The 26,634-nt window shown below is 54.4% G+C and carries 29 protein-coding genes and 3 pseudogenes; 20 read left to right on the plus strand and 12 right to left on the minus strand.

What is annotated here, in order from left to right; all coding sequences use genetic code 11:
- Window positions 1-4 precede the first annotated feature (4 nt).
- Complete coding sequence (locus JCM12296_RS03795; protein ID WP_083455795.1) at window positions 5-586, minus strand: GNAT family N-acetyltransferase; 582 nt, start codon at window positions 584-586, stop codon at window positions 5-7.
- Between the two features lie 32 nt (window positions 587-618).
- Between JCM12296_RS03795 and JCM12296_RS37830 the strand changes: the two genes are divergently transcribed.
- The 16 genes and pseudogenes from JCM12296_RS37830 (at window position 619) to JCM12296_RS03870 (ending at window position 14,948) form a co-directional block, all read left to right on the plus strand.
- Complete coding sequence (locus JCM12296_RS37830) at window positions 619-771, plus strand: hypothetical protein (RefSeq protein ID WP_157067357.1); 153 nt, start codon at window positions 619-621, stop codon at window positions 769-771.
- A gap of 231 nt (window positions 772-1,002) precedes the next feature.
- Window positions 1,003-2,417 (plus strand): annotated as a pseudogene (locus JCM12296_RS03800) (helicase HerA-like domain-containing protein).
- 44 nt (window positions 2,418-2,461) lie between these two features.
- A complete protein-coding gene (locus JCM12296_RS46995) occupies window positions 2,462-3,079 on the plus strand; it encodes an LptF/LptG family permease (protein ID WP_054690038.1) in 618 nt (205 codons plus the stop codon).
- Window positions 3,076-3,639 (plus strand): LptF/LptG family permease, encoded by a 564-nt coding sequence (locus tag JCM12296_RS47000; protein WP_054690041.1) that lies wholly within the window; start codon window positions 3,076-3,078, stop codon window positions 3,637-3,639. The genes JCM12296_RS46995 and JCM12296_RS47000 overlap by 4 nt, the downstream gene beginning before the upstream one ends.
- Window positions 3,636-4,712 (plus strand): LPS export ABC transporter permease LptG, encoded by a 1,077-nt coding sequence (gene lptG, locus JCM12296_RS03815; RefSeq protein ID WP_054690044.1) that lies wholly within the window; start codon window positions 3,636-3,638, stop codon window positions 4,710-4,712. The genes JCM12296_RS47000 and lptG overlap by 4 nt, the downstream gene beginning before the upstream one ends.
- Window positions 4,713-4,737: 25 nt before the next feature.
- Window positions 4,738-6,057: a 3-deoxy-D-manno-octulosonic acid transferase gene (locus JCM12296_RS03820; protein ID WP_054690047.1), complete on the plus strand. Its 1,320-nt coding sequence runs from the start codon at window positions 4,738-4,740 to the stop codon at window positions 6,055-6,057.
- Window positions 6,045-6,803, plus strand: a complete 759-nt coding sequence (lpxK, locus tag JCM12296_RS03825) for a tetraacyldisaccharide 4'-kinase (protein WP_054690049.1) — start codon at window positions 6,045-6,047, stop codon at window positions 6,801-6,803. Before JCM12296_RS03820 ends, lpxK begins: the two co-directional genes overlap by 13 nt.
- The gene (locus JCM12296_RS47005; RefSeq protein ID WP_172683760.1) at window positions 6,793-7,167 is read left to right on the plus strand and encodes a tetraacyldisaccharide 4'-kinase; all 375 of its coding nucleotides are present in this window, start codon (window positions 6,793-6,795) and stop codon (window positions 7,165-7,167) included. Before lpxK ends, JCM12296_RS47005 begins: the two co-directional genes overlap by 11 nt.
- A gap of 301 nt (window positions 7,168-7,468) precedes the next feature.
- The gene (locus JCM12296_RS47010; RefSeq protein ID WP_054690058.1) at window positions 7,469-7,837 is read left to right on the plus strand and encodes a pilus assembly FimT family protein; all 369 of its coding nucleotides are present in this window, start codon (window positions 7,469-7,471) and stop codon (window positions 7,835-7,837) included.
- 181 nt (window positions 7,838-8,018) lie between these two features.
- Window positions 8,019-8,882 carry a PilW family protein gene (locus JCM12296_RS03840; protein ID WP_054690060.1) on the plus strand — a complete coding sequence of 288 codons (864 nt, stop codon included), beginning with the start codon at window positions 8,019-8,021 and terminating at the stop codon, window positions 8,880-8,882.
- 22 nt (window positions 8,883-8,904) lie between these two features.
- A complete protein-coding gene (locus tag JCM12296_RS03845) occupies window positions 8,905-9,360 on the plus strand; it encodes a type IV pilus modification PilV family protein (protein ID WP_157067358.1) in 456 nt (151 codons plus the stop codon).
- A gap of 2 nt (window positions 9,361-9,362) precedes the next feature.
- Window positions 9,363-9,944, plus strand: a complete 582-nt coding sequence (locus JCM12296_RS03850; RefSeq protein ID WP_054690065.1) for a pilus assembly PilX family protein — start codon at window positions 9,363-9,365, stop codon at window positions 9,942-9,944.
- A 61-nt stretch (window positions 9,945-10,005) separates the two neighbouring features.
- Window positions 10,006-10,404 carry a hypothetical protein gene (locus JCM12296_RS03855; protein WP_054690068.1) on the plus strand — a complete coding sequence of 133 codons (399 nt, stop codon included), beginning with the start codon at window positions 10,006-10,008 and terminating at the stop codon, window positions 10,402-10,404.
- 20 nt (window positions 10,405-10,424) lie between these two features.
- A complete protein-coding gene (locus JCM12296_RS03860; protein WP_172683761.1) occupies window positions 10,425-13,724 on the plus strand; it encodes a pilus assembly protein in 3,300 nt (1,099 codons plus the stop codon).
- Window positions 13,681-14,271, plus strand: a complete 591-nt coding sequence (locus tag JCM12296_RS03865; RefSeq protein WP_054690073.1) for a hypothetical protein — start codon at window positions 13,681-13,683, stop codon at window positions 14,269-14,271. Before JCM12296_RS03860 ends, JCM12296_RS03865 begins: the two co-directional genes overlap by 44 nt.
- A complete protein-coding gene (locus JCM12296_RS03870) occupies window positions 14,268-14,948 on the plus strand; it encodes a pilus assembly protein (protein WP_157067359.1) in 681 nt (226 codons plus the stop codon). Before JCM12296_RS03865 ends, JCM12296_RS03870 begins: the two co-directional genes overlap by 4 nt.
- Before the next feature lie 103 nt (window positions 14,949-15,051).
- On the opposite strand, the gene JCM12296_RS03875 is transcribed toward JCM12296_RS03870, so the two are convergent.
- From JCM12296_RS03875 to JCM12296_RS47015, 9 genes and pseudogenes are all read right to left on the minus strand, one after another.
- Window positions 15,052-15,402, minus strand: coding sequence for a DsrE family protein (locus JCM12296_RS03875; protein ID WP_054690080.1), 351 nt, complete (start codon window positions 15,400-15,402; stop codon window positions 15,052-15,054).
- Between the two features lie 118 nt (window positions 15,403-15,520).
- Complete coding sequence (locus JCM12296_RS03880) at window positions 15,521-16,747, minus strand: aminotransferase class I/II-fold pyridoxal phosphate-dependent enzyme (RefSeq protein ID WP_054690083.1); 1,227 nt, start codon at window positions 16,745-16,747, stop codon at window positions 15,521-15,523.
- Window positions 16,701-17,318, minus strand: coding sequence for a flavin reductase family protein (locus JCM12296_RS03885; RefSeq protein WP_218187959.1), 618 nt, complete (start codon window positions 17,316-17,318; stop codon window positions 16,701-16,703). The genes JCM12296_RS03880 and JCM12296_RS03885 overlap by 47 nt, the downstream gene beginning before the upstream one ends.
- A gap of 136 nt (window positions 17,319-17,454) precedes the next feature.
- The gene (locus JCM12296_RS03890) at window positions 17,455-18,924 is read right to left on the minus strand and encodes a dynamin family protein (protein WP_054690086.1); all 1,470 of its coding nucleotides are present in this window, start codon (window positions 18,922-18,924) and stop codon (window positions 17,455-17,457) included.
- 147 nt (window positions 18,925-19,071) lie between these two features.
- Window positions 19,072-19,455 carry a peptidylprolyl isomerase gene (locus tag JCM12296_RS03895; protein ID WP_054690089.1) on the minus strand — a complete coding sequence of 128 codons (384 nt, stop codon included), beginning with the start codon at window positions 19,453-19,455 and terminating at the stop codon, window positions 19,072-19,074.
- A gap of 142 nt (window positions 19,456-19,597) precedes the next feature.
- Window positions 19,598-20,589, minus strand: a pseudogene (locus JCM12296_RS03900) (GGDEF domain-containing protein).
- 104 nt (window positions 20,590-20,693) lie between these two features.
- Complete coding sequence (locus JCM12296_RS03905) at window positions 20,694-21,545, minus strand: SPFH domain-containing protein (protein WP_054690095.1); 852 nt, start codon at window positions 21,543-21,545, stop codon at window positions 20,694-20,696.
- A 78-nt stretch (window positions 21,546-21,623) separates the two neighbouring features.
- Window positions 21,624-21,950, minus strand: a complete 327-nt coding sequence (locus tag JCM12296_RS03910) for an NfeD family protein (RefSeq protein WP_218187960.1) — start codon at window positions 21,948-21,950, stop codon at window positions 21,624-21,626.
- Window positions 21,950-22,075 carry a hypothetical protein gene (locus JCM12296_RS47015; protein ID WP_281491917.1) on the minus strand — a complete coding sequence of 42 codons (126 nt, stop codon included), beginning with the start codon at window positions 22,073-22,075 and terminating at the stop codon, window positions 21,950-21,952. The genes JCM12296_RS03910 and JCM12296_RS47015 overlap by 1 nt, the downstream gene beginning before the upstream one ends.
- 258 nt (window positions 22,076-22,333) lie before the next feature.
- Here JCM12296_RS47015 and JCM12296_RS03915 point away from each other — a divergent pair, with 258 nt between their 5' ends.
- The 4 genes and pseudogenes from JCM12296_RS03915 to ilvN all read left to right on the plus strand — a co-directional run bounded on the left by JCM12296_RS03915 (window position 22,334) and on the right by ilvN (window position 25,264).
- Window positions 22,334-23,263, plus strand: coding sequence for an MBL fold metallo-hydrolase (locus JCM12296_RS03915; RefSeq protein ID WP_054690097.1), 930 nt, complete (start codon window positions 22,334-22,336; stop codon window positions 23,261-23,263).
- Window positions 23,264-23,325: 62 nt separating this feature from the next.
- A pseudogene (locus tag JCM12296_RS03920) lies at window positions 23,326-24,188 on the plus strand (dihydroorotate dehydrogenase).
- Between the two features lie 150 nt (window positions 24,189-24,338).
- Entirely contained in the window at window positions 24,339-24,779 is a 441-nt protein-coding gene (locus JCM12296_RS03925; protein ID WP_054690101.1) for a DUF3783 domain-containing protein, read from the plus strand.
- Between the two features lie 47 nt (window positions 24,780-24,826).
- Complete coding sequence (gene ilvN, locus JCM12296_RS03930) at window positions 24,827-25,264, plus strand: acetolactate synthase small subunit (protein ID WP_306303947.1); 438 nt, start codon at window positions 24,827-24,829, stop codon at window positions 25,262-25,264.
- A 100-nt stretch (window positions 25,265-25,364) separates the two neighbouring features.
- Here ilvN and JCM12296_RS03935 read toward each other — a convergent pair whose 3' ends face one another.
- Together JCM12296_RS03935 and JCM12296_RS03940 are read right to left on the minus strand one after the other, a co-directional pair.
- Window positions 25,365-25,766: a response regulator gene (locus tag JCM12296_RS03935; protein WP_054690104.1), complete on the minus strand. Its 402-nt coding sequence runs from the start codon at window positions 25,764-25,766 to the stop codon at window positions 25,365-25,367.
- Window positions 25,748-26,602: an ATP-binding protein gene (locus JCM12296_RS03940; protein ID WP_054690107.1), complete on the minus strand. Its 855-nt coding sequence runs from the start codon at window positions 26,600-26,602 to the stop codon at window positions 25,748-25,750. Before JCM12296_RS03940 ends, JCM12296_RS03935 begins: the two co-directional genes overlap by 19 nt.
- Window positions 26,603-26,634 lie beyond the last annotated feature (32 nt).

A 26,634-nucleotide genomic window follows, 5' to 3' on the forward strand; every position in this document is an offset into this window, starting at 1 on the left:
CGCCTCATTCTTTTTCGTGGTCATCCACCGTGTAGCGGATGATGCGCTCCTTGCGCCGTTCTTCGTGTTTGCGGCGGTCATCGTCTACGTTCAAAGTGAGGTAGACGTGCTGCCGGGAGTGGTCGAACCCCATTTTGCGGAAAAACCGCAGGGAGGCGTGGTTTTCCGCATCGGTATCGACCATGATGATCCGGGCGCCGGCATCGATCATGGCATTCTTGAAATGGCGGAACAGGCGCTGAGCAATGCCGGATTGCTGGTAATCGGCACGTACCCCCAGCCAGATCAGGTATCCATAAGTCCATGAGTGGTGTTTTTCAATGATCGTTCCCAGCGCAAACCCGATGACGCCCTTGTTTTCATCCTCGGCAACGAAACAGAACTCGCAGTCGGTCTGAAAAAAACCGACCACCTCATATTCGTCCCAGGTACGATGGGCGTTGGGGGCGATTCGGGCCGTAAACAGCACTTCACCCAAGTGGAAGATCGCGGGGATGTCATCGATGGTCATCGGGCGGATCGATACACCCGTTCCGCCGACCGTCTCCAGCGGGTGGGCGTGGGGTTGCGGGTTTTCGTCTTCCATTTGGGACACTCCTTGTTGGACTTGGCGGATGCATGGCCGCCACCATGGATTATTTTTTGCAAATCTATCACAAGCCGGTGGGGCTGCCAATCGGCTTTTCCATCAACTTTGATGGACTCGTAAAAAGTCGCATTTCTGCCGGATTCGTAAAAAGCCCGAGATCAAGGCTTGCGAATCCTGAGTAATGAGACGTACTTAGCGTACTCCGCAGTGACGAAGGATGAAGCGTAACGCCGATCTCGAGCTTTTTACGAATCCGGCGTTTTTTCGTTTTCTTTTATGGCCGCATCCTTTAGGATGAACGACCGCGTATGCGCGTATGATGGATTCACGGTTGATGAAAGGAGCCTCGCATGGAAGCGGCACAATTGACCATTGGAGGTGCCCAGGGCGTATTGATCGTCCATGATGGCCGTATGTGCAACCGCCATGGTCTGGTGGCCGGTGCCACCGGTACGGGAAAGACCGTCACGCTTCAAACGCTGGCCGAGGGCTTCTCACGCATGGGCACACCGGTCTTTGCCGTTGATGTCAAGGGCGATCTTTCCGGCATCGCCATGGCCGGATCGCCTCAGCCTAAAATCGAGGAACGACTCCGGCGGATTCCGCTGTCCGCCTACCGTCAGCAGGCCTGTCCCACACTTTTTTGGGACATCGACGGCGTCAACGGCCATCCGGTGCGCACCACGATATCGGAAATGGGACCCCTGCTGCTGGCCCATCTCCTCGAACTCAACGATACCCAAACCGGGGTGTTATACGCCGGGTTCGATATTGCCGATGACCAGGGATTGCTGCTCCTGGACCTGAAGGATTTGCGTGCCCTCTTGGCTGGATGGGCGAAAATGCCAGTGCGCTTCGATCGGAATACGGCAATATCAGCCGTGCCAGTCTGGGCGCCATCCAACGACGCCTGTTGGTGCTGGAAGAGCAGGGTGCCGAAAAATTCTTCGGTGAGCCGGCCCTGCAGCTTGGCGATCTGATGCTTACGGATTTCTCCGGCCGTGGGGTGATCAGCGTTTTTGATGCCGGACGACTGATTCACCAAGCCCCGCGTTTGTATGCGGCGTTTCTTTTGTGGTTGCTGGCCGAGTTGGTCGAACAGCTGCCCGAGGTGGGTGATCCGCAGGTTCCCAAGCTGGTCCTCTTTTTTGATGAAGCCCATTTGCTTTTCTCCGGTGCGCCCAAGGCATTGTTAAACAAAATCGAACAAGTGGTCCGGCTGATTCGCTCCAAGGGGGTCGGCGTTTATTTCGTCACCCAAAGCCCCACCGACCTGCCCGATGCCGTCCTCGGTCAGCTGGGGCTCAAGATCCAGCATGCTTTAAGGGCCTTCACGCCCAAGGATCAAAAGACCATCCGGGCCGTGGCGGATTCCTTCGTGCCCAACCCGGCCTTTGGCACCGCCGAGCGGGTGACAACCTTGGGAATCGGTGAGGCCCTGGTATCCACCCTGGACGATGCCGGAAGGCCCCGGCCGGTCCAACAGACCCTGATTGCCCCGCCGGAAGGGCGAATCGGACCGGTGTCCCATGCGGAGCGCGCAACCCTGATTCAGCGGTCACCGGTGCGGGGGCGGTATGACACGCCTCTCGATCGGACCTCGGCCTATGAAATGCTGAAAGAACGGGCCGCGATCGCCCAGGAAGCGGCCAACGCGAAGCGTGAAACCATGGAAGCCCAGCGCCAAACACAGCCATCAACCGGCCGGGGTCGCCAACGTCAGGGCCTGGGCGAGGCCATGCTGAAAAGCGCGGCCCGGTCTATTGGCAGTTCCATCGGCCGGCAGATCATTCGCGGCGTGCTGGGCTCCCTTTTCGGGCGTCGTTAGATCGTGTCTATCCTATTGAAACCCTCAATCGAAAAAGAAATTCTGTGATCCGCCCATTTTCCATTCTGTCACGCTATCTGTTTCTGGAAATGCTGCCGCCGTTTTTTATCAATCTGGCATTTTTTTCCTTTATCTTTTTAATGAAGCAGATCCTTGACATTACCGACATGATCGTCAACCACAGGGTCGGTGTCGGACCGGTCTTCCTCCTTTTGATCTACACGATGCCTTATTTCCTGCAATATGTCATTCCCATGTCGGTGATGATGGCGGTCCTCCTGACCCTTTTACGGATGTCCAGCGATAACGAGATCATGGCGCTTAAAGCGGGCGGGGTGAGCATCTATCGCTTGTTGCCGCCCATCCTGGCGTTCAGTCTGATGGGCACGGTAGTAACCGGTTTCATGACCATTGCCGGCGTTCCGGTGGGTGCCGAACGTTTCAAGACATTGCTTTTCGATGTGGCCACGGCCAATCTGAATGTCAGTCTGAAAGAGCGGACGTTCAACGATAATTTCAAGGATGTGATGATTTACGTCAACCGGATCGATCCCAAGACGCGGGAGCTACACCAGGTCCTCATCGAGGATGGACGCACGGCGGATGTCAATAACACGGTGGTGGCGCGTGTCGGAAAACTTTTTGGCGATCCCCAAAAATGATCTACCAGTTGCGGCTTTATGACGGCATGATCAGCCAGATGGACATGCGGGACCGTTCGGCCCATACGGTCAATTTTTCCACCTACGACATCCGCCTGGATATGAAGAGCGCTATTTCAAGAGAAAGCTTACTGCGAAAAACGCCGGATGAGATGCCGCTGGGCGAGTTGAATGCTTATTTGAAGAAAAACCAAAAAAACAAGACAGTATATTTCGGCGCACTGGGCAACTATTATAAAAAATTTTCCATTCCCGTCGCTTGTCTGGCAATGGGCCTTTTGGCCATACCGCTGGGCATCCAGAATCGTCAGGCAAAGAAAAGTTTCGGCATCGGTCTCGGCCTTTTCTTTTTTCTGCTCTACTACATCCTTTTGTCGTTGGGATCGACCTTCGGCGAAAGCGGATATTACCCCCCCGTGCTTGGGATGTGGATGCCGGATTTGATCCTTGGCGGGGCCGGCCTGATGCTGCTGATCCGGTCAGCCAGGGAAAGACCCGTCACTTTTGCCTGGTTGGACGAATTTTTTGCAAGGCTTACCCATTGGGTACAGAATAAATGACAATCCTATACCGCTATGTGACCCGAGAAGTTGTCAACTGTCTGCTGATCGTTCTGGCGGCGGTCCTGAGTATCTATTTGGCCGTTGATTTTATTGAAAAAATTGATAATTTCATGGAGGCTGGGGTTTCCGTCAAGCGTTGCGTCGTCTACCTGCTCTACAAGCTGCCCTTTATTGTCGTGCAGATTGCGCCCGTCGGGTTCTTGCTCTCCATTCTCATCGCCTTGGGCCTGATGAATAAAAACAACGAAGTGATCGCGCTGAGAAGTTGCGGCATCGGCAAATTCCACTTGCTCAAGCCGACTGTGACGCTTGGCGCTTTGCTGTGCATCGGGCTTTTTGTGATGACCGAGGTGGTTGTTCCCCCATTTATGGCCAACGCCAACCGGATTTGGCTCCATGAGGTGCGCAAAAAGGATCTCCATGCAACCCAGACCACCGATATCTGGATGCGCAACGCCCACCAGATCGTCCATATCAAGAAATACGATTATGATTTGAAGCGGATTACGGGGGTGACGATTTATACGTTTAACGATCAATTCCATTTGGTACAGCGAATTGACGCCCTTTCCGGTTCCTTTGACGGGCAGCATTGGATCCTTTCGGATGCTATCAAACAGGTGTTCACCCCCGATGGTGGCGTGAAATCCACCGTGCCCGATGACACCGTGGAGATGACCATTGATTTGAATCCCGACGATTTGGCCACGGTTGCCAAACGGTCCGACGAGATGGGGCTGGCCGAACTGAAGCGCTATATCAAAAGGGCCGAACAGGAGGGATATACCGCCACACGCTATCGGGTGGATTACCAAAGCAAAATTGCCACGCCATTCGTATGTGTTTTGCTGAGTATCCTTGGCACGGCGATCGCTTTGGGGGGGAAACTGCGCGAAGGGATGAGTGTGAGTATTACCTACGGGCTGGGAATCGCCTTCCTTTATTGGATCTTCAACAGCTTCTGTATTTCCCTGGGTTACGCCGAGATATTACCCCCGCTGATTGCCGCTTGGGTGGCCAATCTGGTTTTTTTGTGTGCATCCGGGATATTGATGCTACGGGCCGTTTGAGCGGCAATCCCATTCAGGAGAAATCATGCCTTTGCTTCTCTATAACGGCGGCCTGCTGCTTCTCATAGTTTTGTTCGCCCCTATCTGGATCCCCTGGGTCTACTTCACCGCCAAGCGTCGACATACGTTTTTTCAGCGATTCTACATGCCGTCGATTCCGCGTTTCGCGGATATGGTGAGAAATCAACGCATCATTTGGATTCACGCGCTATCCGTGGGAGAAGTTCTCTCCGCTGAGCCGCTGGTCAAGCAACTGGCCCGGCAGAAGGGGGCTGAGCGCCTGGTTTTTACGGCGTCCACCCAAACCGGCTTCGAAACCGCGCAACGCATCATCGTGCCGTATGTTGCCGCTTTACGATATTTCCCATTCGATATCGGCTTGTCCGTGGTCCGTGCCTTAAAGGTGATCCATCCCGCACATGTGATTATCGTGGAGACGGATATCTGGCCCAACTTCCTGTTTTTGCTTTCCCGACGCGGCATTCCGGTGGATCTGGTCAATGCCAGGCTTTCGGACCGGTCTTTGCGTGGCTATCAACGGATTGCCTTTCTCATGAGACCGCTGCTTCGCAAATTTCGCCGAATTTGTGTGCAGACCGGGTTGGACTTTACCCGCTTCCGTCGGCTCGGGGTTCCCTGTGAGAAACTCGCCACGGTCGGCAACATGAAGTTCGACCAAACACCGATTGTGACTTCAGCAGAGGCCCGGCAGGCCTTGCGCGCGAGGTTCGATCTACCCGACCCATCCCTGGTTTGGCTGGCCGGCAGTACGCACGAGGGTGAAGAGGAACTGCTCGCCCAGGCTTACAAGAAGATTTGCGCCATGGGTATCGGGGCGCTTTGCCTGATTGTCGCCCCGCGTAACCCGGAGCGGGCTGCGGAGGTCGCTTCTCTGTTCAGCACAGCCGGTATCGCCGCCGTCTGCCTGAAACAGGTTGAGCAGGCGCAAGAGACGCCAAAGGCGGTTGTGGTGGTCGACCGGATCGGTTTGCTGCGAGATCTGTACGCCCTGGCCGACGTGGCCTTCGTGGGCGGCAGCCTGGTGGCGGCCGGTGGTCACAACCCCCTGGAACCGGCGTCGGTGGCCAAACCGGTGCTTTTCGGCCCTCATACCGAGGATTTTCGTTGGATCTGCCAGACGCTTGAGGTGGCCGGTGGTGCCATTCGGGTTGCAACGCTTGACCAATTGACCGATCGGCTTGCTGCGCTGATTTCAGACCCGTCGCGCAGGGAAGCCATCGGGCAGCGTGCGCAGCGCGTCTTTTTTCAACACCGCGGAGCGGTTGCCCAAACCCTGGCGGAGATTGAATTTCAAGCCGAAAGGGGGAAGAGATGCGGCTGCTAATCCAGCCTTTTGAACACCTGCGCCGGCGGATCATGGATATCTCCCGGAATGATTGGCCGTCAGCGCTGTTATCCCTTGAGACGTTGCTCAGCGTCCTGTCCACGATTTACGGTGGGATAACGGCCTTGCGTGCGTCTGGCTATGCAAAGGGATGGCTGAAATCACGCCGCTTGCCCTGCAAGGTCGTTTCCATCGGCAATCTGGTCGCCGGCGGTACCGGTAAAACGCCCATGACGATTTATGTGGCCCAACTGCTTCACGAAATGGGCTGGCGGGTGGTGGTACTCAGCCGCGGCTATCGGGGGCGTATGGAGACCATGGGCGGCGTGGTCAGTGACGGCCACAGACTTCTGGCGACGGTCGAAGACGCCGGAGATGAGCCCTATTTGATGGCCCGGTGCCTGAAAGGGGTGCCCGTCTTGGTAGGCCGGCAGCGCTATCAGGCCGGCCTGTTGGCCATTCGGGCCTTTGGTGCGGAGGTCATCGTTCTTGATGATGCCTTCCAGCATTTGAAACTGAAAAGAGATCTCAATCTGGTGCTTCTCGATCACCACCAGCCTTTCGGCAACGGCCATCTTCTTCCACGGGGCCTCTTGCGGGAACCCCTATCCAGCCTGAGACGTGCTCACGCCTGGTTTTTACCCGTTGTGACGGAAAGACCGTACCGGTGGCGTCAAATGTTTGTCGGCCTGCCAATAGACCGTTTTTTATTCGATTCACCATCCCGTGATTCGGTTGTCCCATGAAACTGGGGAAACGCCTTTTTTCAGGGATCCTGCTGCGGTCACCAGCCTCCAGGGGAAGCGGGTGGTTGCTTTCGCCGGCTTGGCGGACAATGAGCAGTTCTTTGCCTCCCTTCGGCAGGTCGGATGTGAGATTATCCGCCGCGTTGAATTCAAGGATCATCACCGCTATACACCATCGGATATTCATGAATTGGTCGAAAGTGCCATACGGCTGGGCGTCGACTGCCTGGTGACCACCACGAAGGACGATGTGAAAATTGATCGCCCAAAATCCCTGCCGATTGAATGGGTTGTCGTCGATGTGCAGATCGGCATGCCTATGGACGGGGAGCGCTTCCGGCAATTTCTCATGCAATCCTTATGACCTATAAAAAAAATTAATAGATCTGGAAACCCTCCTGATCGATTGGAATGACAGGATAATCAAGCCCTATCAAAGATGCCAACAGCCCACCCTATAAAATAAATTAATAGTAGTGATACCAAAAAAATCCGAGTTTTCCTAAACACACATCACTGTCATTGTGAAAGATTTCTGAAAAGGCAAGCCAAAAATTGATAATGTATAGTTATATCAATTTTTTATAATATATAACGATGGATTATGTTATTGAAGGCATAAATATTGCTCATCCAGAAAGTCCATCAATACTGAGAGAGAAAGAATGAATCGACAATCTGGTTTTACCCTGATCGAACTGGCTGTTACCGTGGCCATCATGGCCATTTTAAGTGCTATCGCCATTCCCAACATGATCGGCTGGATCGCCAATGGTCGTGTGAACAGCGGCGCGCGGGATGTTGTGTCGATGCTTCAACGGGCGAAAATCGAAGCGGTCCGTGAAAACGCCTTTGTTGTTGTTCGTTTCGACACCAGCGGAAATTATACCGCTTTTCTCGACGACGGAAAGGGTACCGCCGATTCAGGACCAAAACCCGATGGCATTCCGGACGGGGCGGGAAATTGGACAGGATGGGACCGAACGTACGCTTGTCAATGGCCAACTGCCGCCAGGTGTTTCGCTTGTCGGTAATCCATTTAATGTGTTGGCATCAACACCGCTGGATGGGATGACCAACCGATTTAACGCGAGAGCCATGCCAAGCATATCTGGAAAGACAACATTGACCAACAGCCGGGGGCATACGGTGACGGTCAACCTCAGCCCTGGCGGTATCATCCAGACCCAATAGCGGACGATAAGGGGGATTTCCATGCCGAAACGAAACCACCAAGATGGTTTTTCCTTGATCGAGCTGATGGTGGCCATGGCCATCACAGCCGTTGTCCTTGCCGGCATTTACGGGGCTTATCAGGATCAGTTACGAACCAGCATCACCCAGCAGCGCATCGTCGATATGAATCAGAATCTCAGAACGGCCACCCTGATCATTGAACGGGATCTGCGCATGGGTGGGGCGAACCCGACTGGCGACGCCCCGGCCGGGATAACGACGGCGGAGGCAGACAAGCTGGTTATCGCCATGGATGATGGCGGGGATGATAACATTGCCGGCAACAGCAGCAATGCTCTTGATGACGATAAAGACAATGATGGGGATGACGTTGTGGACGAGGGCAGCGACGCACAAGACAATGACGGGGACGGCTTGTACGATGAAGAAGATGAGGCGGAGTGGTACGACGGGGATGTGACGGATCAGGGTGAGGTTGTGATGTTCGACCTGAACGATGGAAATCTTAGACGTCGTGCCAATTCTCAAGGTTCAGATGACCCGACTGATGGAACGGGTATAACCAAATGGATTGCGACCAACATTGATGCCATCAACTTCGTTTATCTTGATGCCGATGGCGATGTGCTGCCTACACCGGTGACCGGTGGCGATCTTAACGACATCCATAGCGTCCAGGTTACCATCATCGCCCGCTCCGGTGACACGGTTCCGGTGTTGATGCGAAAACATACCGACAACACCGTCTATCGCGATCCGCGAGAACCGGACTCGGTCGATCCAACTGTTGGCAAGGTAATTTTGGACAAGTCTGCTGCGCCGGATCAATTCCGGCGGCAGATGGTTACGACGACCATCAAATGCAGGAACATGGGGCTGTAGAATGAGAAAAAAGGTAGGTGATATGATCCATCCAGATCACATTCAACCGAATTGGACCAATCAACGCGGTTTTACGCTCATTGAGGTTTTGATGGCCATGGCCATCTTGGCCATAGGGATCCTCGGCATGGCCACCCTGCAGATCGTTTCGGTTAAAGGCAATACGTCGGCATCGAATCTGACGGCAAATACCATTATCGGCCAAGACCGTGTGGAGACCTTGATGTCGGTGACCTATGATGAAGCGGATCTGAGCAATGGTACCCATACGCCGGCCCAGGATGCCGATGGTGTGGATAATGACGCCGACGGCACGACCGACGAAACCGGCGAGACCGGGCCGATCGTGGTCTCCTACACCGTCAATGAGGACACGCCGGTGCTGAATACCAAAACAGTTACCTACACCGTGACGCGGCCTCATGCCTTCGGGCGGAAGACCGTTACTTTTATCCAAGTCGTACCGGAGATCATTTAATTATGTCGCAGAAACGAGTGAAATTAAATGTCCAGCCATGGGGAAATGAAAATGGTTCCGTGATGGTGGCTGCCCTGTGTATTCTCGCGATGGTGACGATTCTCGGGGTCACCGCGAGCAATACCAGCACCATTGAACAACAAATCGCCGCCAACGATCAATTCATCAAGATGTCTTTTTATAATGCGGACGGCGCCTTGTATGGAACCTCGAAGCTGATTTCCCTGGCGGTCAATGAAAGTGGTGAGGTCAATTCAGGTACTGGCAACGACGCCCCCGGCCTGACCTACCTTACTTCGGCGAGCAATTTTTATCGTCAGGTTGCCGGCTTCGACACATACGACGGTGCCGTTGATGTGGATTTCAATGCCGGTGGCATCGATGCCCAGGCCGACGCGCGCAGGGATCGGCAGGTGCATGTGAGTGGTAGCGGTGCGGAATTCGCTTCGGGTTCGGAAGGTGTGGGGGCGAATGCCATTGCCATCTATTACGAAATCGAATCCAGCGGGTTCAGCAACCGCAACACCACCAGCGCGCTTTCCGCGACCTATCGCAAAATGGTGGGCGTGGCTGGCGGACTATAGCCACTGACAGAACGTTTTTCCCATACCCCGAACCTTTCTGTGTAAATGGACAGATAATATCATGAAAAAAAAGGTGATTGTTTTTATCCTGCTGGCCTGTTTCATCAGCGGCCTATTCATTGTCATTTCCAGCGGGGTCGGTCTTGCCGGTCCGCCGGACCCGGTTGCTTACGAAGCCTATCCGCCGTTTCTGGCTGCATCCGTTCCGCCTTTGGTCATGCTAGTGATGGGCCGGGATCAAAAGCTTTATTATGAGGCCTATAACGATACGACCGATCTCGATGAAGACGAAGAACTGGATACGACCTATAAACCCGATAAGATTGATTATTATGGGTATTTTGATTCTTATAAGTACTACACTTATAGCTCGACAAACAAGCGATTCGAGCCTGTGGGCGTAACAGCCGATAAAAAACGCCCGGTGGGTACTGGAGCGGTGACTTCCTCAACTATTTGACCATGTCAAGAATCGATGTGTTGCGAAAGGTGCTGTATGGCGGCTACCGTTCCGTGGATACGGCGACAGAGACGGTTTTGGAACGGGCCTACATTCCGAACGATGCCCATTGCTGGGGGAAAGAATACACCGATGAGGCGACCGATGGGTATAAAATCAGTGACTACACGCCTTATTCGGAACCGTACACAGGCAGGCGTCACCTGTTTGCGAATGGATCCGTCGTTGCGCCGGAATCCTCATCCTATGCTCCTTTGCTGCGCGTCAAGCTAAACAGCTCTTCGCGGATTTGGACGTGGGTGTCAGCAGAAAGTGGAAATGGCATTCTCGGGACCTCGCTGGTTGGCACACCTGACGCCGATTTCAGTGTAAGGGTTCAGGTTGGCGTTTCCACTTTTCCAGATGCGGATAGCGAAAAACGGTACGGCACCGATCCCAATACCGTGTATAAACCCATCGGCATTCTGCAACGTTATGGGGAGTCTGACAGAATCTATTTCGGATTGATCAGTGGGTCTTATGGAAATCACCTGTCCGGCGGCGTAGTAAGAAAGAATATCAGCTCCATATCCAATGAAATCAACCCCAGTACGGGGCAGTTTAACTATAAAACCGATTCGACCATTGGCGGTATCATCAAAACCATCGACAATTTCAGGATCATTGGCTTCAACCACAGCAGCCATTACTGGGATTACACCACCTATGCGGGGCCCATTTCCGAGGGCCAGAATTATATGTGGGGAAATCCGGTCGCCGAAATGATGTATGAATCGCTTCGTTATTTTGCGGGAGAAACGAAAACAGCGGCTTTTTCCTCATCGGTTTCGGATGGTAACGATCGGGGGCTTGATCTGCCGATGGAAACCTGGGTCGATCCCTATACGGTCTTTCCAACTTGTTCCAAACCCATCATGCTGGTGCTTAGCGATATTAATCCGTCCTATGACACGGATCAATTGCCAGGCAGTTACTTTGGCGGGTCCGGGAGCCTGGGTACATTAAGCGTCCAGTCTGAAGCCAGCCTCATCTCGGCCAATGAAGGACTCAGCGCGACAAGCCATTATATCGGGCAAAGCGGAAGTTATACCGATTCGGCATGTTCGGCGAAAAGTATTTCCGGTCTGGGTGAAATTCGTGGTCTTTGCCCCGAGGAGCCCACCAAAATGGGGGGCTATTATGCGGCTTCGGTTGCCTACTACGGACTGAAAAACGACCTGAGTACCGTGTCCGGAAGCCAAACCGTTTCAACCTATTCCGTTGGTTTGGCGTCGCCTTTGCCCCAGATCGAAATCGCCATGGATGATAATCGAACGATTACCTTGGTGCCGTTTGCCAAAACGATATACTCAACGGGCGGCGGTGGGGTAACGCCGGATCGCGGCGATTTTCAACCCACCTGCGCGATTGTCGATTTTTATGTCGATTCGATTACCAGCACCAGCGGGAAATTCCGAGTGACTTACGAGCATGCCGAACAAGGCTCCGACTATGACATGGATGCTTTGATTACGTATGAATATGAAAAAACGTCGGGCAACACCATTAAGGTTACCATTTCCAGCCTAGAGGCTACACCTGGGGGCGGATCAAAACAACATTTCGGATATATCATTTCAGGAACGGATGCGGATGGGGTATATCTGGAAATCAAAAATCATACACAACCCGATTTGGAAGATCGCGATTACTACCTTGACACGCCGGGAACATGTGGTCCAAACGCTGGTGCACTGGATACCTGTTGGGATGACAACACGTTTCTGCCGAATATAAAAATGCGAACATTTACTGTCGGTGATGTCTCAACCGCTACTTTGCTTGAGAATCCACTCTTCTATGCGGCAAAATATGGCGGTTTTAACGAGAAAAACAAAAATGACACCCCCGATCGGCAAGATGAGTGGGATAAAGACGGCGATGGGGTTCCAGATACCTATTTTTATGTTGTCAATCCGTTGGAACTGGAAACCCAACTCAACAAGTCTTTTGCCGCTATTTTAGAAAATACGGCTTCCGGTACGGCGGCATCAGTATTGGCAAACAACAGCGAGGGAGACAGTTCTCTTATTCAGGCCTTTTTCAGACCCACGATGGACACCCCTTCCGGCAAGACATTGAGTTGGCTGGGCTACATGCAGAGTTTGTGGGTGGACGAGTGGGGCAACATCCGGGAGGATACGAACGGAAACCACAAATTGGACCTGGCAAACAGCACGGACAGTATTTCCGGTGAAACCGGGGACGTGGATATGATTATCGAATATGCCGTGGACGACGAAGGTGATACTGTCATTCATCGGTATACCAGTCACCATCTGTACCATCCGAGCAACAGCTCCAGTGAGGATTGTGTCCTGGCGGCACTGGGCTATACCTGCCCGGACCTGGACAACAGCTATGAGACGATCGGCCTTGACGAGATCGCCCCCCTTTTTGAGGTCGGTGAAAGGTTGCATCAGCGTAGCCCGGACGACCGCAAGATTTTCACCTTCATTGATGGAAATGGTGAGGATGATGATGCTGACGGTCTGATTGACGAATCCGGAGAAGAAGAGGTCTCCGGTGCGAAATGGGTGGGACAGGTGACGGATGCGGAAAATGATGACCCCTTTACCACCTCCGGGACTGACGAGGTGATTCCCTTCAATGAAGCCAATTGGTCACGGATCAGACCCTTTCTCGGTGTGCGGGACGTCACGGCCTGGTCGTATCTCGATCGGACGTCTTCCCCCAACCATGAGACGCGAGCGAAGAATTTGATCAACTATATCCGTGGAGAGGATTCGGCCGACCTGATCGATGGACCGAATACGCGCAGTCGTACCCTGGATGACGGGGATGTGTGGAAGCTGGGGGACATCGTCAATTCGACCCCGGTGAGCATCTCTTCTCCCCCGGACAGCTATCATCTGATCTACGGTGACGTGTCCTTTCAAAATTACCTGAACCATTACAAAGACCGCGAAACGGTCATCTATGTGGGTGCCAACGATGGCATGCTGCATGCTTTCACATCCTGGCGATACGATTCCTCCACCGAAACCTACACTCAACCGAGCTCGACCACCGAAGGGCTGGGAGACGAATTATGGGCTTATGTCCCCCAAACCCTGTTGCCGCACCTCAAATTTTTAGCCGACCCGGAGTATGCCCATTCCTATTATGTGGACCTGAAACCCAAACTGTTCGACGCCCAAATTCTTGATGACGACAGCCACTACACCGATGATGGCACGGACGGATTGGGGAACGATCCTTTTGGTGGGCCTCAACATGGGCGGAAAACAGATCTGGGCGGAGTCCGATTTCGACGGTGATTCATCCACCGTTGAGACGCGTTATTTCAACCCCACCTACATTTGCATGGACGTCACCGACCCGCGCAATCCGCGGCTGCTTTGGGAACGGTCCTATGAGAACCTGGCCATGACCACATCCTCGCCGACCATTGTCGCCGTGGGGAAGACGCGATCCCTGTCCGGTACAAGTTATAGCTGGAGTGTCGGCAAGTGGCTGGCGGTTTTCGGTTCCGGGCCGACGGAATATGATGGTACCTCAAACCAGAACGGTTATATCTTCGCCATCGACCTGAAAACCGGAGAACCATACCACAGCAGTGGCGGTGATGAATGGCTTTTTGACACAGGATCGGCCGAAGCGGTGATGAATTCACCGGTCTCTTATGATCACGAACTGAGCTATAATGTCGATGGGGTTTATTTTGGCAGTGTCATCGACACGAATGGTGGCAAGGTTTACAAGGTCGATACCCGTGTGAGTGGCGAGCCTTCGGATGACCCGACCCAGTGGAGCCTGACCACCATGTTCGATGCCGAGGGTCCCATCTCGCGCCGCTTTCCTTGAGCACGGATTCAAGCGGCAATGCCTGGATGTTTTTCGGCACGGGCCGCTATTTTTCAACGGCAGACAAGATAGACACCGAACAGCGTTATTTCTTCGGCGTCAAGGATTCCTTTTACCGGACCGGTACGCCGGTCGTGAACCTGGATATGGCGGATTTGTTCGACGCCGGCCCTTACACGGTGTATACCAACCAGGCCGTTACGAACAGTGACGACGGGTCGACCAGCAACTGGAACTCCCTGATCAGCACAGCGAGCGGTAAAGCGGGGTGGTATAACGCGTTGGAAACCCTATCCGGCAGCCCTTCGGAACGCGTTATTTCCAAGGCCACGGTGCTGGGCGGCATCGTCTTTTTTCCTGCCTACACGCCCAACAGTGACGTCTGCGGGTTCGGTGGTTCCACCAACTACTATGGCCTATACTATGAAACCGGAACGGCTTACTACAAGCAGGTGCTTCCCGGAAGCACCACAACGGACACCACCGGCGAGCAGGTGAACACCAAATACACGGCGGGTGACGGCGCCCCCCCACCGGCTGCCGGGTTCCATATCGGACGCGGAAGCGGCGGGACGGCCTTTTTGCAGATGAGTACGGGAGAAGTCGTTGAGATCGATGTCGAAACCGCATTTCCGTTAAAAAGCAACCTGACCGGCTGGCGGGATAAGAGCAAATAACCCCAAACAGCGATGAACAAAAAAGAAGCGGCATGCGTCAATTGATGACGGTATGCCGCTTCCCTTTACGGACGTCCCAACAGGTAGGAACCCGGATCTGCCACTAAAAATTGAAAACCTTGGCCTCGGCAGCCATGTCAATCAGATGCGGCCCGCCATCGAGCTGCATGTTGGAATAAAAACGCGCTTCATCCATGTTGCGGTTTTTTGCGCACGGCGTACAGATGCCGATTTTTACCTCATTTTCCACCAGGTAGGGGAGGTAGTCGTTGGGGCAGTCACCGGTGGTGGTCTTGATCGAAAGGTCCCTGCTCTTGTCGGCCCACATGACACCCCCATCGATGAAGAACATGTCGACATGATGGCCTTTGGTATGGGCGATCTTGGCAAACTGGCAGCAACGGGTAAAGGCTTCATTCTCATCTTTGCTCAGCACAAACAGAAAATTTCCCATTCTTTCAATCCTCTCTTTCTTTATTCAGTCCATTCGATCCGCTCGCGGGTACCGAACCCGAAGCGGTTGTCCGTGTAAAAAACCTCTTGCGGTGTAAACGCGTACAACCGCACCTTCACTAATTGCTCACCAGCCCAACACGCCGAACGGCGCGTTCAATTTGTTCGATGCGCATTTCAAGTGTTCCCGTATAGCCGATGGACATGCGGACCAAACCGGGTGAAAGCCCCATTTTGTGCTGATCGGCTTCGCTGATTTCCGATGAGGTGGTTGATCCCGAACAGGACATCAGCGTGTCGAAGTAGCCCAGGGAAACGGCAATATAACCAAAATCCTCTTTGTTCTGGAGCTCGTCGAGGAGATCATCCGCCCGTTTCCGGGTACCGCAGTCAATGGTCAGCATGCCGCCGTAGCCAAAGCCCTTGTTGATCAGCGCCGTGGCCAGCGCATGTTGACGGAACGCGGGCAGGCCCGGATAGGTCACCGGCACGCCCAGCTCATCCAGCCGGCGGCCGATGGCCAGGGCGCGCCGGGAATGTTCGCGCATCCGAATCGCAAGATGCGGCAGCCGTTGAATGATATCGTAGGCCATGCGCGGATCCATGGTCGGGCCGAAGAGCATGACCCGGCCGGTGTGCAGGTCCATGAGTTGGTGAATCATCGCCTTGGTGGCGCAGATGGCACCGGCCACCAGGTCGCTGGCGCCGTTGATGAATTTGGTCAGGGAGTAAACCACCACATCGGCGCCCAGGCGGGCCGGCGATATCATCATGGGGGTGAAGGTGTTGTCCACCACCAGTTGCAGGTGGTTGGCCTTTGCCAGTTTGGACAAGGCGCGGATATCGGCGAATTTCAGGGTGGGATTGCCCATGGTTTCCGTGAACAACACGCGTGTTTGGGGTGTGATGGCCTTTTTGAAATTGTCCGGGTCACGGGGATCCACAAAGGTCGTGGTGATCCCCAACTGGGCGAAAAGTTCGTTCAGCAACGCGTGGGTTCCCCCATAGATCGTATCGCTGGAAACGATGTGATCCCCGCTGCGGCAGATTTGTAGCAGGGCACAGGAAATGGCCGACATCCCGCTGGCGGTGCAGACGGCAAATTCCGTCCCTTCCATGGCCGACAGGTAGCGCGCCAGGATATCCACCGTCGGGTTGAAATGGCGGCTATAGAGAAAACAGCCGCCTTCCTCCGGACCCCGGACCCCGCCGAAAATTTCCGGCATGGTTTCCGGGTCCATGACCGTAAACGTGGATGATCGTGAGATGGATGGCGTCACACCGCCGTGCTCGCCAAACTCACGTCGGACTTCGCACAGATCCTGCTCCGGCCTGAAGTCGTTCATTACGCACCCTCGTCTTTCTTTTTGCCGACGGAGAACGCTTTGGCGACGATTTCTCCAAGCGTTGATAGTTTCCGCTGCCCGGTGAGTAAACCAGCGGATCGATTTTTACGGCGTCGGGTCTGCCATCGGTCATGCAATCCTCGGTAATGTGGGTCTGGATCACTTCGCCCACCACCAGGGTATGGCCACCGAGATCCAATGTGTGCCGCAAGCGGCATTCGAGGTTCAGCGGGCAGGCGGACACCAGTGGGGCATAGGCCAAATCTCCGCTAAAAAGCTCGAAAACCGTGGATTTATCCACCTTGCGACCGGAATAGATGCCACAAAAATCGACTTCGGCGACCATGGCGACCGATGGCACATTAATGGAGAATTCACCGTTGGCCAGAATGCCTTTCAGGGTATGGCGTTCACCGCGAACGGCTACGGAAATGGCCGGCGGTTTGGACGAGGCGATACCACACCAAGCCGCCGTCATGAAATTTGCGCGGCCCTCGACCATCGTGCCCACAAGCACGGACGGCGTGGGAAACAGCAGCGCCTCGGGACCCAAACGCGATTTCTTAATCATTATGACCTCCTGAAAAGGATGTGTGTCATTGACATATGCTCAATAATCCAACTATACCCCAGGTCTTGATGAGAGACAAGGGGTACTGTTTATCTGTTTTCCGGTCGGTTGTGAAAGGTTGTCTTCGAGGCGGGTGTTAGCTTGCCGAGTCGCTATCGGGAGGTGTTGCCGGCGCTTCCCAGAAAGGAATGGGGGTATCTGAACCGCTCGTTTCATCAAGATCGATGCCGTTGAGTTCTTTCAGCGCTTCACGGATTTCACGGGAGCCCCTGTCATGAATTTCCTTGACCATCGCATACTCGCCCACGACCTGTGAGAGTGAGTAATTGCCGCGGTTGTTTTTCAGATTGACATAGACCAGGTCCCGAACCGCGGCCCAACTGTCGCGGCGCGTCTGATTGGGTAACGGGGTGAGCCCGTCGAGTTGTTCCAGCCATTTATTCAGAAAACGGGCCGAGAGATATTTTTGGACCACGGCCAGCCAGCCGATCAACAGCAGGGCACTGAGCGTTGCGGCACCGGTGAGTTGCAGCGTCGGGTGGAGACCGGCAACCGGCGTGAAGCTGATCAATCCCACCCAAGCGGCAGCTCCCCCCACCAGGGAGCCGGCAAGGGCGCTGAAAAAAGACTTGGCCCTGAAACGGCGAATCTGTTTGCGGAAGCTGATCATGCCTTCCAGAAAATGACACAATCGCTCACCATGGGTTTCCACGAATGACGCCAGATTGTCCAATCGGTGACAGGGTGCCTGAAGCACCGCTTTTTTCAGCTCTTCGCGCTGATTCTCGATGTACTGCAGGTAAGCGGCCTTGGGTTCGTCCAAGCGTCCGCTTTTCTCTGCGGCCACAGGAGAATAGGTCAGGTGGATCATCGGAATGTCCTTGCGGCCGGTAATCTGGGACAGATTCCAGCACAAGGTGCCATAAACGCGCAACAGATCCGTCATGGAGGCGCATTCGTCGATCCGGTTGAGCACATACAGAACCCGGTCCTCGAAGGTTTTGGCCGGCAGTGTATCACGCAGGCTGGTGTGCGCTTCACGAACCGTTCCCGCCTTGTGGGGATCAAAAAGGACCAGGACCAGATCGGCAATCTGGGCCAGATCACCGATCACATCCTGATAGTTGTAGCCCCGATCCCGTTCGGTGATGCTGTCAAGCATTCCCGGCGTATCGATGATGGCCAGATTTTTCAGAAACGGAGAATTGATTTTTTTGAGTTTGAAGTGGGAAGCGAAACGAAGCCCATGCCGTTTGAGCGTTTCGAATGGGTATTCGGGATCGTTGAGCAAAAATTTGCCGTCACGCTGATCGGTGACCCGGATAGGCGTTCCGGGCGGTTCATTTTCATCGTAGGTGATGACGGTAAAGGAATCGTCCGTGGGCGCCTGGCCGGTGCCCTGGACGTCGATTCCCAGAAACTCGTTAATCAGCGTGGATTTGCCTGACGAGTAGTTGCCCAGCACCAGAACTTGCGGGCGCCATTTGATGTTGGTTTCCAGAGGAACTTCGCTGTAGCCATAACGCATGGCTACCGGGGTCAACTGCTCGGAGACCATCTCCAGCAGTTCGGTGCGAAGTGCGTTGATGTAGTTTTCGCGATACATGAAGGCCTCCGGCCGGCCGGTACAATGCGGTTCATGGTTGATCCCTGGTATAAACGCAAGTAGGTATAAGGGGTTCCTGTAAACAAATCAAGCTTATAACGATTCTTGCGGAAAACGCAATCACAGAGCCGCCGGAGCGTCTAACGATTAGTGGGCGCCGCACCCACAGCCACAGTCACCGCAGCTGCCGCCACTGGCCATGGCTTTGACCACTTCGCGGTCATCGGCTCGGGCGACATCGGTGATGGTCATCTGAAGGGATCTGGGGGCTCGGATCCCGGTCTGTTCCACAAGGGGCAGTTCCAGATGCCCCAGGATGGCGCAGTGCTCGCTGGCGGGGATCTCCAACTCGATGCGATCGCCAATGCTTTTACCGAAAAGGGCTTTTTCGAAAGGCGTGATCCCATCGGTGCCTACTCCATAGATGAATTTGAAAGGGGTGCCTGCGGAATCACCGCCATTGGCAGCACCGGTCTTGATGGTCAGGTGAATTTTCATCAGGGCGTCGATCGTCGGGGACGGATTTTGCATTGTTTCCTCCAATTCTCGGGGTTGACGATGCTGAAAGATTTGTCTGTGCCGGCTCGGGCGATATCAGGCGGAAGTTCAACCGGTTTTCTTGCAGCTAAAATAAGTGAGGATTGAAAAAAGTAAACCGTGCGTCATCCCGTGCTCACTCTGAAACCACCCGGTTTTTGCCTGCGGCCTTGGCCCTGTAAAGGCATTGATCAGCGCGTTCGATCAGGCGCTTTACCGAATCGTCCTTGCGAAAGCAGGCTACACCGATGCTGACGGTAACCGACAGGACATCTGGCGTACATGTGTCGTCGGCCGCATAGCGGCTTGTGGCGATGGTTCGGCATAGCAGTTTGGCCTTTTTGGTGGCATTGCGCAGGGAGGCGCCGGGTAGCACCAGCATGAATTCCTCGCCCCCATAGCGGGCCAAAAATCGTCGCTTCTCACCAGCTGGCGACACTTCCCGGTGAATGCCAGCAGTACCCGGTCCCCCACGGTGTGGCCATACGTGTCGTTCAACTGTTTGAAATCATCCAGGTCCATCATCAAAAGCGAGAAAGGCGTCCGCGTGATCGTATTCCGTTCTACTAAACTACCGAGATAGTGGTCCAGGGCCTTGCGGTTATAGACGCCGGTAAGGCCATCGGTATTGGCCGAGTGACGGGCATTGTCCAGCTCTTTTTTCAGGATTTCCACCTGGCTGGAAAGGGCATCCAGGTTCTTTTGATCTTGTTGCTCCTTGCGCCGGACCATCTCCCGCAGTTTGGCGACTGCTTGGACCAGTTCGTTCTTAATGCGTTTGATATCGTTTAACAGGGTAATCTCTTCGAAGCGTTCCCCCTGGACGCGGATGGAACCGTAAAAATCGATATTCTCCTGGTCCAGACTGGTCATGGCCGCGGTCATCAAATCGATGATTTCCCTGAATTCCGTTTCGCGTTCGCCTAAATAGCGTTTTTGCCGCTGGATGTGTTCGAGAATGCGGCTTTTCTGGCGTTCGAATTGGACGGCAATGGCGCGGGTCTTTTCATCCGCCTGAAAACGGTCCTGCAGGGCCTTCAGTTCTTTTTTGAACGTCTCGGCGTCGATTTCGCTGATATCCAGGGTGTATTCACGCAGGAAAAGAAAAAGCGCCTGGATGCTGTCCATAAAAAATCCAGGCGTCGGCGGCGATCGTCGCCTTTCGCCTCACAATCACCCGAATGCGTACCGATGGAATCGGATTTGCCAAACAGCTTCATGGATCGCCTTCCTTATTTGAAGCCACCAACGATTCCCCGAATGGCCGATGGGATTTCCGCCGGCAGCATGACCACCTTGGCGTTCTGGGCGGTGGAAAGGGCCTTGAGGGATTCCACGTACTTTTCACCAATCAGATACATGACCGGCAATTCGTCATCGCCGATGGCTGCGGAAACCTTCTGGATGGCCTGCTGACTGGCTTCAGCCAGGACGACCTTGGCTTGGGCATCGCGTTTGGAAGCCTCCAAACGACCTTCGGCTTCCAGAATGGCCGCAGCTTTTTCGCCGTCGGCGCGGGTGACGGTGGCCCGCCGTTGGCGCTCGGCGGCTGCTTGTTCTTCCATGGCCGCCTGCATGGTGGCGGATGGATTGATGTCCTGGATTTCAACGGTTTTCAGGGTGATTCCCCAGTCGGCGATGTCATCGGAGATGGCGGCCTTCAATTTTGCCTTGATCTGGTCCCGAGAGGAAAGGGCATCATCCAGATCCATTTCACCGACAATGGAGCGCAGGGAGGTCTGTACCAGATTTTGGATAGCGAATTGGTAGTTCTCCACGCCGTAAACGGATTTTTCCGGTGAGATGATATTGATGTAGGCGACCGCATTCACAATAATGACCGCATTGTCCCGGGTAATTACTTCCTGGGAGGGAATGTCCAGGACGATGTCCTTGGTGGTAACCTTATAGGCCACCGTATCCATATAGGGGATGATGATGTTTAGCCCGGGGCCGAGGGTTTTATGAAACTTGCCCAGGCGCTGGACCACATGTTTGCTGCCTTGGGGAACAATGCGGACGCCCAACACCAGGGTGACGATGACCAAAACAACGAAAACGGCGACGATGATCAAGCTTTCCATCTTTCCTCCATGATACCGAAAAGGGTGACTGATGACGGTTCCCAGCCATTGGCGGGCAAGGATATTGCCGGTTGTGGATTATAATTTGTTGACCATGAGGGTATTTCCCGAAACATCGGTGACCTTGACCCGATCCCCAACGGTCACATCCGTGCTGCAGATAAACGTCCATTCCTCTGAACCCAACAGCGGCGTTGTGAAGCGGACCATACCGCGTCGTCCCGATTCCGGACGACGAATGACTTGGCCAACCTCACCGATGGCGGCTTCGCGAGGGATTCCGGCTTTTGTGCGATCGGTCATGATGGGGCGGATGTACTTAAACCATAGAAATGTGAAAATACAGGACGCAATGGCCCAGATGAACAGTTGCCAGGAAAAACTGAGCGTATTGTCCATCAGCATCAGGCCGGACACCACAATGGCACCCAGGCCGAACCAAAAATGGTGAAGCTGGGAATGAAGATTTCGGTCATGATCAGGATCATGCCGAACACCAGCCAATGCCAGTAGGCGATGTGAAGGTTCATCGTGTTTTCTTTCCGTTCAGATCGGTATCGGTCATTTGGGATAGGAAATGAGATAAAAGATTCCTGTCGGTTCGGAAGATGGTCGACTTTAGCATAAATCAGCCACCGGGGGAATCGGTGCGCGGCCAATGGGCGCGACAGCCGGTTGATCAATCCGGTGGACTCGTCTATATTGCGTTTGAATTCCAAATCTAATTCTAAGTCTGTCTGCCTGCTGCTATCGTTCGTTGGACCATGGCAGGTTCCGTGGAGGCACCCATGATCATCGACCGAACCGGAAAAATTGCCGAAGGCATCCATATGCTGGGACATCATGGATTCCCGATTTTTCTGGTTGACGGTGAACGGCCGGCCATCGTCGATGGCGGCCTGGCCTTTCTCGGCCCTATATACGTCCGGCAGATCCATGCGGTCTTGGGGGATCGGCAGCCCGCCTGGTGCTTTTTCACCCATGCCCACTTTGATCATTGCAGCGCGGTCGGCTATTTCAAAAGATCTTTCCCGCGAATGCAGGTCGTGGCCTCGAAAAAAGCGGCCGATATCTTATCGCGACCCAATGCCATTCATCTGATCGCCCAGTTGAATCAATCTGCCCTGGCACTATCCCCGCTTTTGGGGATCGACGATACCGGCGTCCGGTTTGAACCCTTTGGCGTGGATCGGATCGCCGAGGAAGGCGACTGTTTCGAGCTTTCGTCCAATCTGAGCCTGCAGGTACTGGAAACGCCCGGCCACACTTGGGATTTTCTCTCCTACTATGTGCCCGAACGCAGGCTTTTGATCGCCTCGGAAGCTGTCGGCACCCGGGAGCAGAGAGGCCATATCATGATCGACTGCCTGGTGGATTTCGACCATTATTACCAATCGATTCAGCGGCTCAAGAACCTTGCTGTGGATATTCTGTTTCAGGGCCACATTTATGCATTTACTGGCTCGGATGCGCAAGTGCATTTGGACACCTCACTGGATCGGAGCCTGCGGTTCAAGGCGATGGTCAAACAATTCATGCGCGAAACCGGTAATGACATTCAGGCGGTGATGCAGCGTTTCAAAGCCATCGAGTGGGAGAGCAATCCGGGGCTGCGTCAACCCGAGCCAGCCTACCTGCTCAATCTGGAAGCCCGCATTAAAACGGTCTTGCGCGCCATTGCGGCCGATGCAGGCAAACTTTATGAAAAGGTCCATTAATCCCCATGAACATACCTGACCTTAGGGTAGACATCGGCGGTCTCAACCTCGAAAACCCCGTGATGACCGCCTCGGGAACCTTCGGTTACGCCCGGGAGTTCGAATCGTATATCGATCTGAACCGGCTGGGCGGGATCATTGTCAAAGGGCTCTCCTTGCTGCCGGCCAAGGGCAACCCGCCGCCGCGTATCGTGGAAACCGCATGCGGCATGCTCAATGCCATCGGCCTTGAAAACGTGGGGATTGACGCGTTTCTACGGGATAAACTGCCGTTTCTGGCGCGCCTGCGACCGCCTGTGATCGCCAACATTTATGGCAAGACCGTCGATGAATATGCCCAGCTGGCAGGTCGCCTGGAATCCGCCGATGCGGTTAAGGGGATCGAAGTCAACATCTCCTGTCCGAATGTAAAGCAGGGGGGGTGGTTTTCGGTTCGGATCCGCGGATTGCCGCCGAGGTGGTGCGCGCCGTGCGCAGGAAAACCACCAAACACCTGATGGTCAAACTCTCCCCCAATGTGACCGACATCACGGTGATTGCCCAGGCGGCCGAGGACGCCGGTGCCGATTCCCTGTCGTTGATCAACACCATCACCGGCATGGCGGTGGATCTTGCCACGCGTCGACCGAAGCTGGCCAACATCACCGGTGGTCTTTCAGGTCCGGCGATCAAGCCCATTGCCCTGCGCATGGTCTGGCAGACCGCCCGAGTGGTGAAGATCCCCATCATCGGTGTGGGCGGCATCATGACCGCCATGGATGCGCTGGCGTTTCTGATGGTGGGTGCCACGGCAGTCCAGATCGGCACCGCCAATTTTGTCAGCCCGACCAGTACCGTGGAGATCATCGATGGCATCACGGCCTGGTTGCGGCAGGAAGGCATCGATGACGTCAAGAAACTCATTGGGACCTTGAAGACGGATTAAATGGAAAAGCGCGCAGCTGTACGGGGGAGGAATGGCGGTTGGGGTGGTTTGCATCCAAGGCCGAAATAGCGTATAAGCGGAGTCCATTCAAAATGTGAAGCTTACGGCACGGAGCCAGGCGAAGATTCAACACCGGAGTGCAAACAAACCATGACCAACGGCACTTTTGAAAAGGTTCAGCATACTGACAGTCCCATGTATGGTCCGTTGAAACTCATTTTGTGTGGCTTTCCGGCGGCGGCCCAGGATAAATTCGGCCTCGTTCTGGAAATGAGCGGTCTTCGCGATGTGCCCGTGATATGGGCCAATGAAACCCATCAGGCGGCTACCTTGGCCGATCTCTTGGCGTTGCCGGCCGGCAGCGGCAAGGGCAGCGACTCGACCCTTCCACGCGCCGTCATCGTTTCCGGAATCACCGAAAATCAATTACATGTGCTGATGACCACTTGTCGTAAAACCGGTATGCAGCCGGCGCTTTGGGCGGCGCTCACGCCCACCTCCGAAACCTGGCCCCTGTCAGGGCTTTTGGGAGAACTCCAGGCAGAGCAAAAGGCGCTTGCCAAGCGTCGAAAAAACAAACCGGCCGGATAACCTGATTTCCAGAACGCAAATGCTTCCGGGCGCTGGAGAGCCGAATCATGCAAACCGAGAAATACACCATCACCATGCTGGTGGAAAACGAACCCGGGGTGACCGCCAGGGTTGCCGGGCTTTTTGCCAGTCGCGGATACAATATCGAAACCATTTGCGGCGCGCCGACGGCCAACCCGGAAATGTCGCGAATTACCATCACCACCAATGCGTCACCGGATCAGGTCGAGCAGATCATGAAACAGGTGCGGCGACTGATCAACGTGATCAAGGTCCGGGATATGACCGGAGACGACGCGGTGCGGCGGGAAATGGCCCTGATTTGCGTAAAGGCCCAGGAGGAATATCGGGCGGAAATTCAACGCATCGTGGACAACTTCAGGGCCCGCATCGTGGACACGGGAATGAGTCACTACATTATCGAAGTGACCGGCCGGATGGAAAAAATTGCCGCGCTGCTGCATCTGCTCGAGCCATGGGGATAAAAAAAGTGGCCCGATCGGGCATCCTTGCCCTTTATCGGGAGCCCGGCTGATGGCCCCCCTCACTAAACATTAATGGCCAAGTAAAAAAAAGACAGCATGCCTATGACGCAGTGGTTTCCGTTGGCGGGTGAGCGCGTGAAGCATCCTGACGAACCACCCGATCCAGTTTTTGACTGAATTCGATAATCTCGTAAGGCTTGGTCACCCTTTCGCAAAAACCGTACTCCTCATAGCGCGCCACGACCGGACTTTCCGCATACCCACTCGAAACGATAGCCTTGACAAAGGGATCAATGGCTTTCAACTGACCGATGGTCTCCTGGCCCCCCATGCCGCCCTTGATCGTCAGATCGAGAATCACCGCATCGTACGCTTGTGAGGCATGCATGGCGGCCTGGTATTTCCGGATGGCGATTTCTCCTGCCTCGGCAAAATCAACTTCATATCCAAGGTGATTCAGAAGATTGCCGACCAATTCACGAATCATGGCTTCATCGTCCATGACCAGGATTTTCCCTTGCCATGGACCGGCTTGCCTGGATACCGTTCGTTTCTCTGAGGCTTCTCCGGAACGATGGGCTGGGGGCCGGTATCTGCCGGCAACAAGACGTGAAAGGTAGATCCCACACCGGTCCGTGAGCAGACCGTGATCTCTCCGCCATGTTTGGTGATGATGGAGTGGGAAATGGACAATCCCAGCCCCGTGCCCTTGCTGGCGCCTCTGTTTTTCGTTGAAAAGTAAGGATCGAAGATTTTCTCGATATGTTCTGCCGGTATTCCCATCCCCTGATCGCGGATGGCGATATTCACGTAACGGCCGGCGGACAGGATGCTGTTACCACCGTTGATGGTCACGTTTTCGAAATCAATGAAGACGGTCCCGCCCTTGGGCATGGCTTCGGCCGCATTAATCATCAGATTGTGAAGGGCTTGGCCGATCTGCTGGAAATCCACCTGGGCTGGCCAGATGCCCTCATTGGCGCCGATTTGGATATTGATGTTCGATCCGCTCAAGGAGAACGCGGCGACATTTTCGACCAGATGGACAATGTCCGTGGGGCTTTTTTCCAGCTGACCGCCCTTGGAAAATGTGATCAACCGGCGGGTCAATGTTTTGGCAGATCGTGAGGCCGAAAGCGCCTGCTCAAGGAACGTGGCCAACGGCGATCCCGGCGTGACATGCTCCATGGCCAGGGATAGGTTTCCCATGATCGCTGTTAGCAGATTATTGTAATCATGAGCAATGCCACCGGATAAAGCCGCTATCGACTCCAGTTGGCGGATTTGCCGCTTTAGATCATTGCGACCTTTGGATCGGTCGGCGGAAGGGGGCGTCATTGTGTTGGGTTCCCGGCTTTCATCGTTGGCGG

This window comes from Desulfosarcina cetonica JCM 12296 (assembly GCF_001311845.1).
GTDB classification, from domain to species: Bacteria; Desulfobacterota; Desulfobacteria; order Desulfobacterales; family Desulfosarcinaceae; genus Desulfosarcina; species Desulfosarcina cetonica.